18 protein-coding genes and 1 tRNA gene are annotated in these 16,812 nt (G+C 62.4%); 8 read left to right on the top strand and 11 right to left on the bottom strand.

The window, feature by feature from the left end; all coding sequences use genetic code 11:
• Window positions 1–176: 176 nt before the first annotated feature.
• Complete coding sequence (locus tag Q8Q83_RS07400; protein ID WP_305622476.1) at window positions 177–875, bottom strand: VacJ family lipoprotein; 699 nt, start codon at window positions 873–875, stop codon at window positions 177–179.
• A gap of 204 nt (window positions 876–1,079) precedes the next feature.
• Here Q8Q83_RS07400 and Q8Q83_RS07395 point away from each other — a divergent pair, with 204 nt between their 5' ends.
• Both Q8Q83_RS07395 and Q8Q83_RS07390 read left to right on the top strand, forming a co-directional pair.
• Window positions 1,080–1,790 (top strand): HAD family phosphatase, encoded by a 711-nt coding sequence (locus Q8Q83_RS07395; protein ID WP_305622475.1) that lies wholly within the window; start codon window positions 1,080–1,082, stop codon window positions 1,788–1,790.
• A gap of 138 nt (window positions 1,791–1,928) precedes the next feature.
• The gene (locus Q8Q83_RS07390; protein WP_305622474.1) at window positions 1,929–2,195 is read left to right on the top strand and encodes a DUF4404 family protein; all 267 of its coding nucleotides are present in this window, start codon (window positions 1,929–1,931) and stop codon (window positions 2,193–2,195) included.
• A gap of 46 nt (window positions 2,196–2,241) precedes the next feature.
• On the opposite strand, the gene queF is transcribed toward Q8Q83_RS07390, so the two are convergent.
• The 6 genes from queF to Q8Q83_RS07360 form a co-directional block, all read right to left on the bottom strand.
• On the bottom strand, window positions 2,242–3,072 hold the full coding sequence (gene queF / locus Q8Q83_RS07385; RefSeq protein WP_305622472.1) for an NADPH-dependent 7-cyano-7-deazaguanine reductase QueF: 831 nt from the start codon (window positions 3,070–3,072) through the stop codon (window positions 2,242–2,244).
• A gap of 43 nt (window positions 3,073–3,115) precedes the next feature.
• Window positions 3,116–3,814 (bottom strand): orotidine-5'-phosphate decarboxylase, encoded by a 699-nt coding sequence (pyrF, locus tag Q8Q83_RS07380; protein WP_305622470.1) that lies wholly within the window; start codon window positions 3,812–3,814, stop codon window positions 3,116–3,118.
• Window positions 3,815–3,904: 90 nt separating this feature from the next.
• On the bottom strand, window positions 3,905–5,110 hold the full coding sequence (locus Q8Q83_RS07375) for a winged helix-turn-helix domain-containing protein (protein WP_305622468.1): 1,206 nt from the start codon (window positions 5,108–5,110) through the stop codon (window positions 3,905–3,907).
• Window positions 5,111–5,138: 28 nt separating this feature from the next.
• Window positions 5,139–5,612, bottom strand: coding sequence for a DUF3291 domain-containing protein (locus tag Q8Q83_RS07370; protein ID WP_305622466.1), 474 nt, complete (start codon window positions 5,610–5,612; stop codon window positions 5,139–5,141).
• 18 nt (window positions 5,613–5,630) lie between these two features.
• The gene (locus Q8Q83_RS07365; RefSeq protein WP_305622465.1) at window positions 5,631–6,503 is read right to left on the bottom strand and encodes a PhzF family phenazine biosynthesis protein; all 873 of its coding nucleotides are present in this window, start codon (window positions 6,501–6,503) and stop codon (window positions 5,631–5,633) included.
• Window positions 6,504–6,646: 143 nt separating this feature from the next.
• Complete coding sequence (locus tag Q8Q83_RS07360; protein WP_305622463.1) at window positions 6,647–6,907, bottom strand: DUF1127 domain-containing protein; 261 nt, start codon at window positions 6,905–6,907, stop codon at window positions 6,647–6,649.
• Between the two features lie 96 nt (window positions 6,908–7,003).
• Between Q8Q83_RS07360 and Q8Q83_RS07355 the strand changes: the two genes are divergently transcribed.
• Window positions 7,004–7,858: a LysR family transcriptional regulator gene (locus tag Q8Q83_RS07355; protein WP_305622461.1), complete on the top strand. Its 855-nt coding sequence runs from the start codon at window positions 7,004–7,006 to the stop codon at window positions 7,856–7,858.
• Here Q8Q83_RS07355 and Q8Q83_RS07350 read toward each other — a convergent pair.
• Complete coding sequence (locus Q8Q83_RS07350) at window positions 7,848–8,603, bottom strand: sulfite exporter TauE/SafE family protein (protein WP_305622460.1); 756 nt, start codon at window positions 8,601–8,603, stop codon at window positions 7,848–7,850. The two genes, Q8Q83_RS07355 and Q8Q83_RS07350, sit on opposite strands and share 11 nt — an antisense overlap.
• 106 nt (window positions 8,604–8,709) lie before the next feature.
• Here Q8Q83_RS07350 and Q8Q83_RS07345 point away from each other — a divergent pair, with 106 nt between their 5' ends.
• The gene (locus tag Q8Q83_RS07345; protein WP_305622458.1) at window positions 8,710–9,666 is read left to right on the top strand and encodes a LysR family transcriptional regulator; all 957 of its coding nucleotides are present in this window, start codon (window positions 8,710–8,712) and stop codon (window positions 9,664–9,666) included.
• Between the two features lie 80 nt (window positions 9,667–9,746).
• Here Q8Q83_RS07345 and efp read toward each other — a convergent pair whose 3' ends face one another.
• From efp to Q8Q83_RS07330, 3 genes are all read right to left on the bottom strand, one after another.
• Window positions 9,747–10,319, bottom strand: a complete 573-nt coding sequence (efp, locus tag Q8Q83_RS07340; RefSeq protein ID WP_305622457.1) for an elongation factor P — start codon at window positions 10,317–10,319, stop codon at window positions 9,747–9,749.
• A gap of 46 nt (window positions 10,320–10,365) precedes the next feature.
• Window positions 10,366–11,499 carry an elongation factor P maturation arginine rhamnosyltransferase EarP gene (earP, locus tag Q8Q83_RS07335; protein ID WP_305622455.1) on the bottom strand — a complete coding sequence of 378 codons (1,134 nt, stop codon included), beginning with the start codon at window positions 11,497–11,499 and terminating at the stop codon, window positions 10,366–10,368.
• A 106-nt stretch (window positions 11,500–11,605) separates the two neighbouring features.
• Window positions 11,606–11,695 (bottom strand) — tRNA-Ser (locus Q8Q83_RS07330).
• Window positions 11,696–12,034: 339 nt separating this feature from the next.
• Between Q8Q83_RS07330 and Q8Q83_RS07325 the strand changes: the two genes are divergently transcribed.
• The 4 genes from Q8Q83_RS07325 (at window position 12,035) to Q8Q83_RS07310 (ending at window position 16,749) form a co-directional block, all read left to right on the top strand.
• On the top strand, window positions 12,035–12,724 hold the full coding sequence (locus tag Q8Q83_RS07325; RefSeq protein ID WP_305622453.1) for a crotonase/enoyl-CoA hydratase family protein: 690 nt from the start codon (window positions 12,035–12,037) through the stop codon (window positions 12,722–12,724).
• 178 nt (window positions 12,725–12,902) lie between these two features.
• Window positions 12,903–14,786, top strand: coding sequence for a methyl-accepting chemotaxis protein (locus tag Q8Q83_RS07320; protein WP_305622451.1), 1,884 nt, complete (start codon window positions 12,903–12,905; stop codon window positions 14,784–14,786).
• A 126-nt stretch (window positions 14,787–14,912) separates the two neighbouring features.
• Window positions 14,913–15,641 carry a 1-acylglycerol-3-phosphate O-acyltransferase gene (locus Q8Q83_RS07315; protein WP_305622449.1) on the top strand — a complete coding sequence of 243 codons (729 nt, stop codon included), beginning with the start codon at window positions 14,913–14,915 and terminating at the stop codon, window positions 15,639–15,641.
• Between the two features lie 136 nt (window positions 15,642–15,777).
• On the top strand, window positions 15,778–16,749 hold the full coding sequence (locus tag Q8Q83_RS07310) for a magnesium and cobalt transport protein CorA (protein ID WP_305622446.1): 972 nt from the start codon (window positions 15,778–15,780) through the stop codon (window positions 16,747–16,749).
• Window positions 16,750–16,812 lie beyond the last annotated feature (63 nt).

Here is a 16,812-nt window from a genome sequence, read left to right as displayed (position 1 = left end):
AACTGCATGCTTCAGCCCCACACTACGTCCTGCCCCATCGACGAGAAGATCGTATCTATCCACGCGCCATCAGGCTCAAATCGTCGAAGTATCCGATCAGAAATAAAAATGCCAGTCAGCTTAACTGACTGGCATTAGCCGATTAGGCCGCCTTTTTCGTATCGGTGACAGAGGGATCAGAAGTCGTCTTCCACCTCGCCATCACGCACCCGGAACTCGCGGTTCTGCAGGTAGGCATTGCGGATAAAGAGGTACTTGTCGCCACTGATCAGGCGCTCGGCCGACAGCAGGCTGGCGCGGGTATCCACGGCATTGATCCCATGCACCACATTACGCGTCGGCACATGGTCGATATAGGCCTGGGCGGTGAGCATGCTGTCCGGAACCTTGCCGAACGCATCGCGTACCGTGCTCGGCCCCAGCAGCGGCAATACCACATAGGGTCCGCTGCCCAGGCCCCAGGCACCCAGGGTCTGGCCAAAGTCTTCATCGCTGCGTTGCAGGCCCATGCTCGTGGCTACATCGAAGAAGCCCAGCACGCCGAAACTGGTATTGAAGATCAGCCGGCCGGTGTCCACCCCGGCATCGTGCACCTTGCCCTGCAACAGGTTATTCGCCAGGTTGCCGACATCACCGATATTTCTGAAGACGTTGTGCACCCCGTCCTCCAGCACTTGCGGCGTCACCGCCTGATAGCCCTTGGCCAACGGTTTCAGGGTATAGGCATCGAGGTTGTCGTTGATGCGGAACATAAAGCGGTTATAGCCCTGCCAAGGGTCCTCTTCACTGGCCTGAGCCAGCGCCGGCAGCAGCAAAGCCGCACAGACCAGCACGCCGCCCAGCCGCTCAATCCAGTTCGCAGCAATCACACGCATTACAGGCTCTCCTCGAGAGGGGTGGTAGGCGGCCTGCCGGCAGCCATTTCAAGGCGCGCAGTATAAGACCTCAGGCCCTTCAATGGGCAGCATGGCGAATCAACAAAATCCGAGAATATCCTTGCTGCCCCATGCCCCGCACCCAGGTTCATCGGCCTGTCATCTGCCGGCCTTAGGCTGGGCCTGACGACAAGGATGACCCCAATGCCCATGCTGCCCACACCCCCTCGCTTCAGCGCCCTCTTGTTCGGTCTGTCCGGCTGCCTGGTCGATTTCGGCGCGCGGACCGTGCCCGTGGCGTTGCAGCGCCTCTACCCGAACGCCAGCCCACAGCGCGATCTGCACCAGCTGCTCGGACGCAGCCCGCAAGCCCATGAACTGCTGGCTTACCAGCACGCCTTGAGCGAGGCGGCCGACGAGCATGCCGAGGCCACCCCAGGTGCCCTGGAGCTACTGGCGCAGCTGCGACAACAAGACGTGCCCTGCGCCTGGCTGGATGAGCTACCGCGGGACGCCAGCGTCACTCTGGCCAGCGCCTTGCCCGATTGGTTGCCTGCCGCCCCGCAGCGCAGCCATAGGCCCTGGCCGGCGCCTGACGCCATCTGGCACAGCCTGATCGAGCTGCAGGTCGAGCAACTCGACGGCTGCGTGCTGATCAGCGGCGAACCGCGCCTGCTCCAGGCCGGCATCCATGCCGGGCTGTGGACCATAGGCCTGGCCATCTGCGGGCCACTCTGCGGCCAGGCGCTGGCGGACTGGCACAGTCTCGCGTGCGCGCAACGCGATCAGCTGCGCAGTCAGGCCACCCTGAGCCTGTACCGCCTGGGCGTGCATTCGGTGATAGATCAGCTGAGCGACCTGCCCGCCTGCCTGACCGAGCTGGCGCAGCGCCGGCAGAAAGGCGAAAAGCCCTGACGCCAGAAGCCAAGTGCCCCTAAAGAACGCCTGGCTTGATCCAAAACAAGCAAAGCACCAGCGCTTGGATTAACCTGAAGTTATGCCTTGCGCTCAAGCGTCGGCTCAATCTATTGATGTATCAAGAGGGACAAGCCCATGCCTGCAAACCGCCTGCAGCAACAACTGCAAGACCTGCGCGATCAATTGGCCGAAGAGCCGCCGCTCAGCGAAGAAGAACGGGCCGAGCTGTTGCTCCTGACCCAGGAAATCGAATTGCAACTGGCCCGCCAGGCCGCCGCCGCGCCGGACGCCTCGCTGATCGATGGAGTCAATCTGGCGGTGGAGCGCTTCGAAGCCAGCCACCCGACCCTGGCCGGCACCCTGCGCAATATCATGCAGAGCCTGGCCAATATGGGCATCTGATCCCCTGCAGCAAGAAAAACCCCAGCTGCTTGGCTGGGGTTTTGCGTTACTGGCGGACCAAACGGCGATTATCCGGCGTTATCGCGGCGCTGCTGCGGTACGGGTTGATATCCAGCCCGCCGCGACGCACATAGCGGGCATAGACAGTCAGCTGCTCGGGCTTGAGCAGGCGCTGCAAGTCGAGAAAGATCCGCTCGACGCACTGCTCGTGGAAATCCGCGTGCTGGCGGAAGCTCACCAGATAGGCCAGCAAGCTGGCGTGATCCAAGGCCGCGCCGCGGTATTGCACCACCACAGTGCCCCAGTCCGGCTGGCCGGTGACCGGGCAGTTGGATTTGAGCAGATGGCTGTGCAGGCTTTCCTCCACCGTCCGCGTCGAGTCGCAGCGCAGCAATTCAGGCTGCGGCTGGACGTAATTGCTGATCGCCACATCCAGCTCATCGATGCACAGGCCCGGCGCACTCACCACGCCCTCCGCGGTCACTTCCGCCAGGCTGCGCAGGCGCACGCCAACCGGCTTACCCGCCGCCGCCGAAAGATCCTTGACCAGCACCGCGAGCACTTCGGCGTTATCGGCGAACACCGTCTGGTTCAGCGAGTTGAGGTACAGCTTGAACGACTTGGACTCGATGATATGCGGCGAATCGGCGGGAATAGCGAACTCGCCTATGGCCACCACCGGCTTACCCGAAGGCAGCAACCAGGACAGCTCGAAGCAGTTCCAGAAATCCACGCCCTGATAAGGCAGGGTCTCGGCGCTCAGTCCCAACTCGGCCCACTTGGGCGCGCGGGGAATGGGGAACAGCAGGGACGGCGTGTAAGTGGCGATATATTCGCTGGCTTTACCCAGGGGCGAATCTTCGGCGGCAGGGTGCATGGCAAAAACCTGATTGAGTCGAATTAAGAGCGTTGTGAAACCCTTAGGAAAGCTCGGCGACCACGGCCGCCAGAGCCTGCGCCGGGTCGGCGGCCTGACTGATCGGTCGGCCGATCACCAGATAGTCGGAGCCGACTTCCAGGGCCTGGCGCGGAGTCAGGATACGCCGCTGATCGTCCTGGGCGCTGCCGGCCGGACGAATGCCCGGGGTCACCAGTTGCAACGTCGGATAGGCGGTTTTTAGCGCCCGGGCTTCCTGGGCGGAACAGACCAGGCCGTCCAGCCCGGCTTGCGCGGCCAGCCCGGCGAGGCGCAGCACCTGCTCTTGTGGCTCGATATCCAGGCCGATCCCGGCCAGGTCCTCGCGCTCCATGCTGGTCAGCACGGTCACGCCGATCAGCAGCGGCTTGGCGCCGCTCAGCTGGTCCAGGGTCTCGCGACAAGCCGCCAGCATGCGCAGGCCGCCCGAGCAGTGCACGTTGACCATCCACACGCCCATCTCGGCGGCGGCCTTGACCGCCATGGCGGTGGTGTTGGGGATATCGTGGAATTTCAGGTCGAGAAACACCTCGAAGCCCTTGCCCGCCAGCGCACCGACCACCTCGGGGCCGCAGCGGGTAAACAGCTCCTTGCCGACCTTGACCCGGCACAGCTTTGGGTCGAGCCGATCGGCCAGCGCCAGGGCGGCATCACGGGTCGGGAAATCCAGGGCAACTATGATCGGGGTCTGGCAAGCGGACATGGCTGGGCTCTCGGACAAGACAAATTCGGCGCGCATTGTAGCGGAAGCCGTACACAATTGCCGATCCGGCGATCCGGCGATCCGACAGCCTCAGGCTAGATGACTGCGCAAGCGTGCGGCAGCGACGCTCTGGCAGTTGAGCTTGATCTGGCGCAGCCCCAGCCAAGTGGCCAATGCCTGGAGGTTGCGCGCCAGCGCCGCCAGGCCCTCGTCATCCAGGCCTGGCGCCTCCACATGCACGGCGTGCACCGCCAGGCACTGCTGTGCGCGTTCGGCGCGCAGATCCAGGCGCGCCGCCAGGCGTTCGTGATGCAGAAAGGGCAACACGTAATAGCCGTACACCCGATTGTGCTGCGGCGTGTAGATTTCCAGGCGATAGCGGAAGTCGAACAACCGCTCGGTACGCGCCCGCTCCCAGATCAACGAGTCGAAGGGCGAGAGCAAGGCACTGGCCTCGATTCTGCGCGGTATCTTCGGAGTACCCCGGCAGTAGGCGGGCTGCGTCCAACCCTGCACCTGCACCCGCTGCAACTCGCCGGCCTCGAGCAACTCGGCCAGGCGCGCCTGGCTATCGGCTGCGTCCAGGCGGTAGTAATCGCGCAAGTCCTTTTCCGTGGCCACCCCCAACGCCTGCGCCGCCCGCAACAGCAGCTGGCGTTGGGCCTCGGCCTCAGGCACCTCGGCAACGCGTAATAGCGCAACCGGCAATACCCGCTCAGGCAGATCGTACAAGCGCTCGAAGCCACGCCGCCCCGCCACCGTCACTTCGCCGGCGGCGAACAGCCATTCCAGCGCATGCTTTTCCGCACTCCAGCCCCACCAGCCGCTGCTGCCTGCCGCCCGTTTGCCCAGGCTGCCGGCACCCAGGGCGCCTTGTTCGCAGACGCTGCGCAAGACCTGACGAATCAGCGGCTGCTGCTCGCGGCCGAAGTGCGCCAGTTGCCGATAGATACCCTCGCCGCTGCGCGCCCGCTGCATGCGCCAGCGCAGCAAGGGATAACACGACAGTGGCAGCAGCGAAGCCTCGTGCCCCCAATACTCGAATAAACTGCGCCGCCGCCCCTGGCTCCAGGCCGCCTGCTCCAACAGGCTTGGCTCGTAAGGCCCAAGACGGGAGAACAGCGGCAGATAGTGCGAACGCACCAGGGCATTCACCGAGTCGATCTGCAGCGCACCCAACCGCTGAATCTGCGCCAGCAGCTGGCGAGGGCCGATTGCGCCTGACACGGCGCAGCCGAAGCCCTGAGCACGCAGGGCCAGGCGACGGGCTTGGGCAAGGGATAGGGAGTCGGTCATAGAGCAGAAGGCTAGCAGCCTGCCTGACTTAGGACTGCTCCAGCGCGACAGCCTGGCTATCGGCAGGCAGAAAGGCCTGACGGAAGCTGAATGCCTGCGCGCTCGGCCCCTGCTCGCGCAGTAACTGCAGGCGCTCGGCGGCCTCTCCGACGCTGGGCAGATGGCCGGCTGGCACCCACCACAGCACCATATGCGCCTCGCCCATGCGCTCGAACCATTCATTGCGACGCTTGAGCATCTCGGCGTGGGCGGACTTATAGACATAGTCCTTGAGCGCCTCGACATCGCGCCAGACCGACAGGTTGACCAGCACCTCCTCGCCAAAGGGACGGATGGCGGTGGCATCCCCCGCCTCGTCCTGCAGGCGCCAGACAAAACCCGGCGAAGCCTCGGCCAAGGCATTGATGCGTTCCAGATTGGCGACGAAATCCGCCATGCCTGGAGATTCCAGCGGCTGCTGCATGCTGGCGATATTCAGTTGCGCGAGTTGGTAGCGGGACATGCTCATTCCTTGTGCGTTTTACAGTTCTAGGGGCATTTCACTCATCACCTGCGCCTTGCCGCCGGCCAGCAGACGCTCGATGCGCCCCTCGGCCAACTGCAGGTCGACGGTGATCATACTCGCCGATGGCGGCTGCATCAGGTAGCCCTGTTCGATCAACAAGCGCGGGCCGGCTACACCCAGGTAGTCGTGAAGAAAGCACGCCAGAGGCCCAGCGGCCATGCCGGTGGCGGACTCCTCATCAATGCCATAGCGCGGCGCGAACATCCGCGCGCCGGCATTCCGCCCGGGCTCACGGGTCTGCGGGGAAAACAGATAGAAACCGATCAAGTCAAACTGCTCGCTGAGCCGCGCCAATTCAGTCTGATCGGGAACAATGGCGGCCAGGCTGGCCTCGTCGCTCAGCGGCACTATGACGAAGGACGCCCCGGTATTCACCCGGGTCGGCCACAACCCGGGTAACAATTGCTCAGGCGTTATGCCCAGGGCGGCCAGCACCTCGGCGAGGGCTTGCGGCTCGCTGCGCAGATCCAGGTACTGCGGCTGGCGTTGCTCCATAAACGCCATGTCGCCCTGCAATAGGATGTCGCGGTTACCGTCTATGGTTTCCTTGCTGCTCCAGCCTTCGCCGACTAGCCCCAGCTGACGCAACAAGGAAAAAGTGGCCACGGTTGCATGGCCGCAATGGGCGATCTGCCGGGTTGGCGTGAAGAACTCCAACTTGAACGCCGCGCTTCCCGAGCGGGACACGAAGGCGGTCTCCGACAGCCCCACCTGCGCGGCTATCGCCTGCTTCTGCGCCGCACTCAGCGCATCGGCCTGCAACACCACGCCGGCGGGATTGCCGCCCTGCTCGCCTTCGACAAAGGCGTTGACTATCCGTACCTGCATATCAGCGTCCTTGTTCAGACTGTGTGAAAACTACTGCGCTCGGTTATGCGGCGTTAAAAACAGACTCGGAATGCTCATTTACAGCCAGTAAACTCCGCTTCCTCGCCTGTTTTTGCCTTGCCTAACCTTCGCTCGTTACGTTTTCACACAGCCTGTTGTTGGTGATTTTTCAATGTTTGCGCCAAGGGATCATCCCAGAATGGCCGCTCGGATTCCTGCATCACATCGCCCCGGCTCAGGCCAAGATCCTTGAGCGCCGCCTCATTGAGCGAGGCCAAGCGCCGGCGCTGTTCAGCCAACTGATACCAGCGTTTAAGCTGCTGTTCAAATTTTCTGGCCAGTGCGCTCAGACTCAGATGCCGGGGTGCTGCCGCTACTAGTGCATAACCTTTTTGACCTTTCATCTCGTCGCCCTCCTGTGGGGTTGGCGACAGTCTCGCGCTAGGCTTATGATCAATCCAACGAATGTTTCTTATGCAATGCATCTCGGAGATTGATGGATGGCCAGCTACCCGAGTATCGACAGCGAGTTGCTGCGTACCTTTGTCGCCATTGCCGACCACGGCGGCTTTACCCGTGCGGCGGAGATGGTCAACCGCACCCAGTCGGCGGTGAGCATGCAGATGAAGCGCCTGGAGGACGACGTGGTGCAGCGCCCGCTGTTCCAGCGCGACGGCCGCCAGCTCAGCCTGACCGCCGAGGGACAGCTGCTGCTGAGTTACGCCAGGCGCATTCTCAAGCTGCACGCCGAAGTGATGAACAGCATGCGCGAGCCGCATATGGTCGGCACCGTGCGCATCGGCACGCCGGACGATTATGTGATGCGCTTTATGCAGGGCATCCTGGTGCGCTTCGCCGGCTCCTATCCGCTGGTGCAGGTGGAGCTGCATTGCGAGCCCTCCTTCCAACTGCTGCAACGCCAGGATCTGGACCTGACCATAGTCACCCGCGAACCGGGGACCGAAATCGGTCAGTTGCTGCGTCAGGAGCATCTGGTCTGGGCCCAGGCCCGTGGCAGCAATCTGCATGAGCGCGACACCCTGCCCCTGGCGATGTTCAACTCGCAGTGCTTCTGCCGCTCCTGGGCCTGCAATGGCCTGGACGCCCTGGGCCGCAGCTACCGCATCGCCTACACCAGCCCCAGCCTGTCGGCGATCATGGCCGCGGTCAGCGCCGGTCTGGCGATTACCGCACAGCTGCAGAGCCTGATCACCCCGGATTTGCAGATTATCGGCGAAGCCGAAGGCCTGCCGACGCTGCCCTCCGCCAGCATCGTGCTGCTGCGCAACAGCCACAGCCAATCCCAGGTCACCGACACCCTGGCCGAGCAGATAGTCGAAGGCTTCAGGCTTTAAGCCCCAGCAACAGTGCGCAGAGCAGCAGGAAGGCGCTGAACAAGGCGCGCAGCAGCGGCTCGGGCAAGGCATGGGCGAAACGCACACCCCAGCTGATGCTGAGCAGCCCGCCCAGTGCCAAGGGCAGTCCCAGCAGCCAGTCGACATGGCCGTGCAGCGCATAGGTGGCCAGAGTCACCCCGGTGCTGGGCGCCGCCAAGGCCAAGGACAGCCCCTGGGCCATCACCTGGGTGGTGCCGAACAGGCCGGTCAATACGGGCGTCGCCAGCACCGCACCGCCCACCCCGAACAAGCCGCCGAGCAAGCCCGCGCCGCTGCCCAGCACGCTCAGCCAGGGCCAGGGATAGCGCATTTCGGCCAGGGCCGCAGGCGGGCGGAAAAACAGCCGAGACAGGTTGTACAGCGCCAACAGCAGCAAAAAGATCACAAAGCCCAGACGCATGCGCTCGGCATCCAGGGTTACCGCCCAGCGGGCGCCGAGCAGCGCGAACAACAAACTGCTCAGGGCCAAGGTCAGGGCATGGCGCGGCTCGATGCGGTTGCGTTGGTGGTAGCGCCATAGCGCCAGCAGCACATTGGGTACCACCATCACCAGGGCCGTGCCCTGGGCCAGCTGCTGATCCAGATCGAACAGCACGCCCAGCGCCGGAATCGCGATCAGCCCGCCACCTATGCCGAACAGGCCACCCAGGGTGCCGAGCGCCAGGCCCAGCAGCAGATTCAGGGCAAAATCGAGCAGGTCCATCGAATCGCTCCAGATAAGGAGCCGCCAGCCTAATCACTGGATACTGGCAGGGAAACGCACAGCCACGCACAATGGCTGTGCCTTCAACGCATAGCCGAGCCTGCGCATGAATCCAGATGCCCTGACCGATCAGCTCAGCCTGTTTCTCGACGTGCTGGACAGCGGCAGCTTTTCCGCCGCCGCCCGCCGCCATCCCCTGACGCCCTCGGCCGTGGCGCGGCGCATCGATGCATTGGAACGCTCTTTGGGCAGCAGCCTGTTCAGCCGCAGCACCCATGCGGTGCGGGCCACGCCGGCCGGGTTGGCCTTTGCCGAACGGGCGCGGCGCATCCTCGCCGAACTGCACCTGGCCCGCGCCGAAGCCGTGTCCCTGAGCAGCGCCCCCGAAGGCCTGATCCGCATCGACGCCCCCGCGCCTTTCGGCCGCCGTCATCTGGCCCCGGCCATCGCCGAATTTCTGCTCGCCTACCCTGGACTGGATGTGCAATTGCGCCTGATCGACAGCTTTGTCGACCTGCACGGCGCGCACCTCGGCGAAGTCGATCTGGTGCTGCGCATCGGCCCCTTGGCCGATACCCGCCTGGTCGCCACCGCCCTGTCGCCCATGGTGCGGGTGCTCTGCGCCAGCCCGGATTACCTGGCCAGACGCGGCGTGCCGCGCAGCCCCAGCGAACTGCTCGAGCATGACGGCCTCGACTGGGACGGCCTGGCGCCTCCCTATGCCTGGCGCTTCGAGCAGGACGGCAAGCTGCAACTGTGCCGGCCCAAGCGCCTACGGATGACCGCCAACAACGCCGAGGCCCTGCTGTTCAGCGCCCTCGCAGGACTCGGCATCGCCCACCTGCCGACCTGGCTGATCAGCGACTACCTGCTGCGTGGCGAGTTGTTGCCGCTGTTCTGCGAAAACAGCCTGCCGGCGCCCGAGCCCAGCGGCATCTACGCCCTGCGCCTGGAACGGGAAACCGACTCGCGCAGCCGTCTGCTGCTGGAGTTTCTCAAGAGCCGCTTCGGCCCAGTCGCGCCCTGGGATCTGGCGCTGCACAGCGGCCTGAATCGCGCCTAAAGCAGGCCCAAGCTAAATCCCAGGCAGAAAAAAGCCCGGCGCTAAGGCCGGGCTCTTTCTGCTCGCGATTAACGCCGATCTTAGACCGGAGCTTTAGCGCGGGATTTGTACTCGCCGGTACGGGTATCGATTTCGATCCAGTCGTCGATGTTGCAGAAGTCAGCAACCTTGATCTCGGTACCGTTGCTCAGCTTGGCTGGCTTCATCACTTTGCCGGAGGTGTCGCCACGGGCGGAACCTTCGGTGTAGGTGATCTGGCGCACGATGGTGGTCGGCAGGTCAACCGAAACCACTTTGCCTTCGAAGAATACGGCTTCGCAGACATCGGTCATGCCATCGACTATGTAAGGCATAACGCTTTCCAGGTCGTCTTTGTTCAGCTCGTACTGGTTGAACTCATTGTCCATAAAGACGTAGTTCGGTTCGCTGTAGTAGGAGTAAGTCACGTCTACGCGATCGAGGATAACCGGCTCGAGCTTGTCGTCGGCCTTGTAAACGGTTTCGGTCGAAGAACCGCTCAGCAGGTTCTTCAATTTCATCTTGACGATGGCGCTATTACGACCGGATTTGGTGAATTCGGCTTTCTGGATCAGCCAAGGTTGGCCGTCGATCAGGGCCACACTGTTGGCCTTCATTTCTTGTGCGGTTTTCATACGAATATCCGGGTTTGGATGGAGTTACAGAATTCTAGGCCGCATATCATAGCCAATTTAGGTAAAACTGCACCAGCGTCGTGGCAAGATCGGTCTGCGAGGCCCGCGCTAGACACCAGTCTTCGGCATGCTCAGCCTGTTCCGGCCAGCTCCCGAGCAGCCTTTGCCAGCTGTCGGCCATTGCCTCGCCGTTATTCCAGGCCCGCCAGAAGTCAGCCAAAGCCTCGCTCGCGGCCGGCGACAAGCCTTCTTTATAGAGCGCAAGAAAGGCTTCGAGCTTTTCCAGATGCACGTTTTCCGTCTGCTGGTAGATATGCCAGAGCAGCGGCCGCCCCGCCCACTGCGCGCGCACGAAGGAATCCTCGCCGCGCACCGCATTCAGGTCACAACACCAGAGCAAGCGGTCGTATTGATCCTGCTGGATAAAGGGCAACACCTGGATATGCAGCTGGCCGCGCTGCCGCGTCGCACCGACCGGCAAGGACCCATCGCCGAGCCAGACGTGCAGATCCGCCAGAATGCGCCCCTCCGGCACCAGCAACTGGCTGGGCTGGCTATCGGCGGCCAGGGCATCCAGCCAACTGGCCAACGCCTTGTTCTCATAGGCAAACAGGGAGATCAGCCGCGCGCCCGCCACCGGCTCTACGCCGATGCTGCATAAGAAGGCATCACGTGCCGCTTGATCGGCCTGGAATGCCTGGCGCTGCGCCAGCAGCTCAGGCTCACGCAGCAAGCCGCCGCTGCCCGCGGTAAAGCCGGGAAAGAAGAAGAACTTCTGCAAGCCGTTGGATTGCAACGACGGCAGCCCATGGCAACCCTCGACCCAATCCTCGGCGCTGAGGTATTCCAGGTTCAGCCACAGCACCTTGGCTGGCCGCGCTGCCATGGCGGCGACGTAAGCCTCGGGCAACTGGCAGGCGAAGGCCTCGATCACCACATCGGCCGGTTCGAGCGGCTGCCAGGGCGCAGGCCATTGACGTATCTCGACACCCTGCTGCAGCTGCTGCGCCGCCTCTGGATTCGCCTGCGGACAGAGACGCACAAAGGCGCCCAGATCATCCACCCACAGACGTACCGCCACCTTATGCTCGGCGACCAACTGCCGCGCCAGGCGCCAGGTCACGCCTATGTCACCATAGTTGTCGACAACGCTGCAGAAGATGTCCCAGGTGGGGCGCATGCGAGGCTCCGGTAAGTGCTGAATCAACCTTAAAGACGAATAAGCATTCAGCAAACAGCCAAAACGAAAAAGCCCGACTCGAGGTCGGGCTTTTCGTCAATCTATCTGGCGGTGAAGGTGGGATTCGAACCCACGATACGATTTCTCGTATACACACTTTCCAGGCGTGCTCCTTCAACCGCTCGGACACTTCACCGGGTCTCGACGGTCATTGCTGTCTGTCGAGGCGCGCTAATGTAGCCGAACAGTCCGCCAAAGGCAAAAGTTTTTTCAGAATATTCATGCGCTTATGCCAATGCCGATTATTCGTCGGCTTGTTCACTGCGGCGGGCTCGAAGCCTGCCCGGCCAAACCCACTAAACCCGAACGAAATAAGCAGGCTGCATTTATAGAGAGTTCCATACAGCCGTTGGCTACCGAGGTTGCTCGCAAGCCCTGCAGGCCACACAGGCTGACTCACCAGTCAGCCATGGCGCTTTACCTGGCCAGTGCGGATGAGTAACGTCTGCTGCACTTCAGTCCAAGGAACCCGACCATGAGCGACCTGATCAGCTACCAACTCGAAGATGGCATTGCCACCCTGACCCTGTGCAACGGCAAGGTGAATGCCATTTCCCCGGACGTGATCACCGCCTTCAACGCGGCCCTGGATCGCGCCGAGCAGGACAAGGCGATTGTCATCATCACCGGCCAGCCGGGCATTCTGTCCGGTGGCTACGACCTCAAGGTGATGACCTCGGGCCCGCAGAATGCGATCAACCTGGTCGCCGCCGGTTCGACTCTGGCGCGCCGCATGCTCGCCCACCCCTTCCCGATCATAGTGGCCTGTCCCGGCCATGCGGTGGCCAAGGGTGCCTTTATCCTGCTATCGGCCGACTACCGCATCGGTGTCGAAGGGGCGTTCAGCATCGGCCTGAACGAAGTGCAGATCGGCATGACCATGCACCATGCCGGCATCGAGCTGGCCCGCGATCGTCTGCGCAAATCGGCATTCCACCGTTCGGTGATCAATGGCGAGATGTTCGACCCGCAAGGCGCAGTGGATGCCGGCTTCCTCGACAAGGTGGTGCCGGCCGAACAACTGCTGGCAACGGCCCAGGCGGTCGCCCAGCAGATGAAGAAAATCAATATGACCGCGCACAAGAACACCAAGCTTAAAGTGCGCAAGGCGCTGCTCGAAGCCCTCGACCAGGCGGTCGAGCTGGATAAACAGCAGCTGCTCTGAATGCGCTAACGCATCAAGCAAAAGCCCGGCCTCGCTTGCCGGGCGTTTGCATTGCGTGGCGAAATAATGGCCAGCAACCAAGCAATCCTCCCAGCCTGTATTACTTTTAACTGATAAGGCTGCCCCAAGGATCAGAGGCACCCACCGATCCGTTCGCGATTGTTGCCTGGAGCCTGTCATGAAGATTGCCCACAAGGTTGGCCTAGCCGCCGCCATAGTTCTGTTCCTCACCACCAGCCTGCTGTCACTGGCGCAAGTCACTCAGGTGCGCGGCACGCTGCGCAGTCAGGTGGAGGCGAGCATCGCCGAAACCAGCAATGCCCTGGCCCGACAAATAGAGAACTGGCTGAACGGCAAGCTGCAATTGATCGACATGATTGCCCAAAGCATCGATGCCCAGTTCAGCCCGGAGGGCATCCAACAGGCCTTCAACCCGCCAGTGCTCAAGGAGCAGTTTCTGCTGGTGTTCGGCGGGCTGGATACCGATGGCAAGGCCATTTCCAACGACTCCAGTTGGACGCCCCCCGCCACCTGGGATGCACGCCAACGGCCCTGGTACGCGGCGGCTAAAAGCGCTTCGCGGGCCGTATTGACGGAGCCCTACGTGGACGCCACCACGGGCGACATTCTGATCTCGGCAGTGGGGAAATTTACCGACAAAGGCCAGTTCAAAGGTGCGTTCGGTGGCGATATCAGCCTGAAAACCGTATCCGATGCGGTCAACACCCTGGACTTCAACGGTGCCGGCTACGCCTTTCTGCTCAGCCGCAGCGGCAATATCATTTCCCACCCCAATACCGAGCTGAACGGCAAGTCCTTCAGCGAACTGTTCGATGGCAAGAGCCTGGCCTTGAACAAAGAACTGCAGGAGGTCACGGGTGACGACAAGGATTTACTGGTGTCCTTTACCCCGCTGGCGAATCTAAAAGGCATGGACTGGTATATAGGCGTGGTGCTGGATAAGAGCATCATCATGGCCGAGGCCAATGCCCTCAGTTGGCGGGCGGTGGTGGGCACCGTGCTGGGCGTAATCATCAGCTTGATAGTGCTCGGCGTGCTGATGAACAGCCTGCTCAAACCCCTGGATCACCTGGGCGCCTCCCTGCGTGAAGTGAACAGCGGGAAAGGCGACCTCACTCGCCGCCTACCGGCCACCGGCAATGATGAAATCGCCATGGTGTCCAAGGAGTTCAACAGCTTTCTGCAAAATCTGCAGAGCCTGATCAGTGAGGTGATGAGCAGTTCGAAGCTGGTGCGCGCCAGCACCACCCTGACCTCCAGCGAAGCCAATCAGGCGGCTAACCGCCTGCAGCAACAACTACAGGAGCTGGATCAGCTCGCCACCGCCATGCAGGAAATGGCCTCCACCGCCGAGGAGGTGGCGCGTAATGCCCAGGCCGCCGCGCAGGCGGCGATTGCCGCCAACCAGGAAACCGAGAACGGTGTGCGCGTGGTCTCGCGCTCCACCGCCGCGATCAAGAACCTGGCCGAGGAGATGGATGAAACCAGCCATGCGATCAACGAGCTGGCCAAGCTCAGCCACAATATCGAGTCCATCCTCTCGGTGATCACCAGCATCGCCGACCAGACCAACCTGCTGGCGCTCAACGCCGCGATCGAAGCCGCCCGCGCCGGCGAATCCGGGCGCGGCTTCGCTGTGGTGGCCGATGAGGTGCGCTCGCTGGCCTCGCGCACCCAGCAGTCGACCCAGGAAATCCGCCAAATGATCGACCAGTTGCAGTCCGGGGTGAAGCAGGCCGAGGCGCGCATGCAACAGAGCCGCGACACCGCCAGCAAGACCGCCGAGGACGCCAGCGCGGCCAACGACATGCTCGGGCGCATTCGCGAGGCCATCACCCGCATCAACGACATGAACCTGCAAATCGCCACCGCCGCCGAGGAGCAAAGCGCCACCACCGAGGAGATCAACCGCAACACCACCAATATCCGCGATATCAGCCATGAGGTCGCCGGTGGCGCCGATGAACAGGTGCGTCAATGTGCGGTGATGGTCGAACAGGTCGGCCAGCAGGATCAGCTGCTCGGACGTTTTAGAGTCTGAACCAAGAATCTGTCTCAATGCGGGAGGGCCAACGCTCCCGCAGGTCGCCTGGCCCCGCCCATCAATTGCCGAAAACAGTGCACGACCGTACACTGCGCGCCTTTTTTCCTATGACGGGCGTACCCAATGCTTTTCCTTCTGCGCATGCTGGCCATGGGCGTGCACTTTATCCTCGCCGGGATTCTCGGCTTGCTGCTGGGTATCTGCCGCCCGTTCAACCCGGATAACAGCCGCCTCTGCGCCCGCCTCTATAGCCTGCCGGCCCTCCGGCTGTTGCGCCTGCAACTGAGGACCGCCGTAAAGCCCCTGCTCGAACATACAGAGCCCTGCGTGATAGTGGCCAACCACCAGTCCAACTACGATCTCTATGTCCTGGGGCGAGTGGTGCCCAAGCGCACCGTCAGCATCGGCAAGAAAAGCCTGAAATGGGTGCCCTTCTTCGGCCAACTCTACTGGCTGGCCGGTAACGTGCTGCTCGACCGCGGCAATGCCATACGCGCCAAGCAAGCCATGCTCACCACCACCGACACCCTCAAGCACAAGGACACCTCGATCTGGGTGTTCCCCGAGGGCACGCGCAACCTCGGCCAGGGCCTGCTGCCGTTCAAGAAAGGCGCGTTCCAGATGGCGATTGCCGCTGGTGTGCCGATCATCCCGGTGTGCGTCAGCACCTACGTCAAACATATGCGGCTCAACTGCTGGAACAGCGGCCGCATTCTGATCCGCTCCCTGCCGGCCATCCCCACCGCGGGTCTGAGCCAGGGTGATCTGCCGCACTTATTGGAAACCTGCCGCGCGCAGATGCAGCAGTGCATCGAGGCCATGGACCTGGAGCTGACGCAAGGCGCCCGCTGACAAGTGCACAACAAAAGCCCGGCCTAGAAAGCCGGGCTTTCTTTTGCCTGGATAAAGCAGGTTGTTGGCTTCAACTCTGCCCCGGCAAGCCAGTAAGCTGGGCACTTATGCCATCCGCCAGTGAAAGGACAAAATTATGGGCCGCCTGGTTGCCGCCGCCGTCTACAGCAAAGGCAAGAAAGTCACCGACATCAGCCTGGATGAAGGCAAGGAATGGTCGAAAAAGCCCGGCCACTTCGTCTGGATTGGCCTGCATGATCCTGGCGCCGAGGAGCTGATCAACCTGCAGCGTCAATACGACCTGCACGAGCTGGCGCTGGATGATGCCCTGCAACGGCATACCCGGCCGAAGCTGGAAACCTTCGGCGACGCCTTGTTTCTGGTGCTCTATTCGCCCATCCAGGTCAAGGGCGAACTGGAGTTTATCGAGACCCAGCTATTCGCCGGCGAGGGCTACATCATCAGCGCCCGCTACGGCCAGTCGGCGCCCTACTCGCAGGTGCGCCAACGCTGCGAAGCGCGGCCGCTGCTGCTGGAGCACGGCGAAGACTTCGTGCTCTACGCCCTGCTGAGTTTCGTGATCGAAAACTACCGACCGCTGATGGACAGCTATCACGTAGAACTGGAAGAGGTCGAACAGGATGTGTTCAAGCGGCCACTGGCCCAGAAGGATATCGAACGAATCCAGCGCCTGCGCCGTGACCTGCTGCGCCTGCGCCGCTATGTAGGGCCGCTGACGGAGATCTGCCAGGAACTGCAGCACCTGGACTTCCCCTTTATCGACAAGAATATGCGCCCCTACTTTCGCGACGTGACCATCCACGTCAACCGCCTGCTGGAAGACCTGGCCACCCTGCGTGAAATGGCCGACCACGCCATCGAGCTGGGCCTGCTGCTGGAGTCTTCGCGGCAAAGCATCACCCAGCGCAAGTTCGCCGCCTGGGCGGCGATCCTGGCCTTCCCCACGGCGGTGGCGGGCATCTACGGGATGAACTTCGAACATATGCCGGAGCTGGCCTGGCAGTTCGGCTATTTCGGTGTGCTCGGCATGATCGGCACTGGCTGCATTGGCCTGTATGCCAGCTTCAAGCATTACGGTTGGCTATAAAAAGGCTATGTCCCAATTCCGTGTCGCACGCAGCGCGTAGCCCGGATGCAATCCGGGAGCGGA

The organism is Pseudomonas sp. (assembly GCF_030696055.1).
GTDB lineage: Bacteria > Pseudomonadota > Gammaproteobacteria > Pseudomonadales > Pseudomonadaceae > Aquipseudomonas.
Note: the sequence above shows the minus strand (reverse complement) of the source record. Positions and strands in the feature narration are given on the sequence as shown.

Excerpts from the sequence above, each read along its gene's own strand:
- Q8Q83_RS07400 (WP_305622476.1), bottom strand. The coding sequence starts at position 875 with ATGCGTGTGATTGCTGCGAACTGGATTGAGCGGCTGGGCGGCGTGCTG.
- Q8Q83_RS07395 (WP_305622475.1), top strand. The coding sequence starts at position 1,080 with ATGCCCATGCTGCCCACACCCCCTCGCTTCAGCGCCCTCTTGTTCGGT.
- Q8Q83_RS07390 (WP_305622474.1), top strand. The coding sequence starts at position 1,929 with ATGCCTGCAAACCGCCTGCAGCAACAACTGCAAGACCTGCGCGATCAA.
- queF (WP_305622472.1), bottom strand. The coding sequence starts at position 3,072 with ATGCACCCTGCCGCCGAAGATTCGCCCCTGGGTAAAGCCAGCGAATAT.
- pyrF (WP_305622470.1), bottom strand. The coding sequence starts at position 3,814 with ATGTCCGCTTGCCAGACCCCGATCATAGTTGCCCTGGATTTCCCGACC.
- Q8Q83_RS07375 (WP_305622468.1), bottom strand. The coding sequence starts at position 5,110 with ATGACCGACTCCCTATCCCTTGCCCAAGCCCGTCGCCTGGCCCTGCGT.
- Q8Q83_RS07370 (WP_305622466.1), bottom strand. The coding sequence starts at position 5,612 with ATGTCCCGCTACCAACTCGCGCAACTGAATATCGCCAGCATGCAGCAG.
- Q8Q83_RS07365 (WP_305622465.1), bottom strand. The coding sequence starts at position 6,503 with ATGCAGGTACGGATAGTCAACGCCTTTGTCGAAGGCGAGCAGGGCGGC.
- Q8Q83_RS07360 (WP_305622463.1), bottom strand. The coding sequence starts at position 6,907 with ATGAAAGGTCAAAAAGGTTATGCACTAGTAGCGGCAGCACCCCGGCAT.
- Q8Q83_RS07355 (WP_305622461.1), top strand. The coding sequence starts at position 7,004 with ATGGCCAGCTACCCGAGTATCGACAGCGAGTTGCTGCGTACCTTTGTC.
- Q8Q83_RS07350 (WP_305622460.1), bottom strand. The coding sequence starts at position 8,603 with ATGGACCTGCTCGATTTTGCCCTGAATCTGCTGCTGGGCCTGGCGCTC.
- Q8Q83_RS07345 (WP_305622458.1), top strand. The coding sequence starts at position 8,710 with ATGAATCCAGATGCCCTGACCGATCAGCTCAGCCTGTTTCTCGACGTG.
- efp (WP_305622457.1), bottom strand. The coding sequence starts at position 10,319 with ATGAAAACCGCACAAGAAATGAAGGCCAACAGTGTGGCCCTGATCGAC.
- earP (WP_305622455.1), bottom strand. The coding sequence starts at position 11,499 with ATGCGCCCCACCTGGGACATCTTCTGCAGCGTTGTCGACAACTATGGT.
- Q8Q83_RS07325 (WP_305622453.1), top strand. The coding sequence starts at position 12,035 with ATGAGCGACCTGATCAGCTACCAACTCGAAGATGGCATTGCCACCCTG.
- Q8Q83_RS07320 (WP_305622451.1), top strand. The coding sequence starts at position 12,903 with ATGAAGATTGCCCACAAGGTTGGCCTAGCCGCCGCCATAGTTCTGTTC.
- Q8Q83_RS07315 (WP_305622449.1), top strand. The coding sequence starts at position 14,913 with ATGCTTTTCCTTCTGCGCATGCTGGCCATGGGCGTGCACTTTATCCTC.
- Q8Q83_RS07310 (WP_305622446.1), top strand. The coding sequence starts at position 15,778 with ATGGGCCGCCTGGTTGCCGCCGCCGTCTACAGCAAAGGCAAGAAAGTC.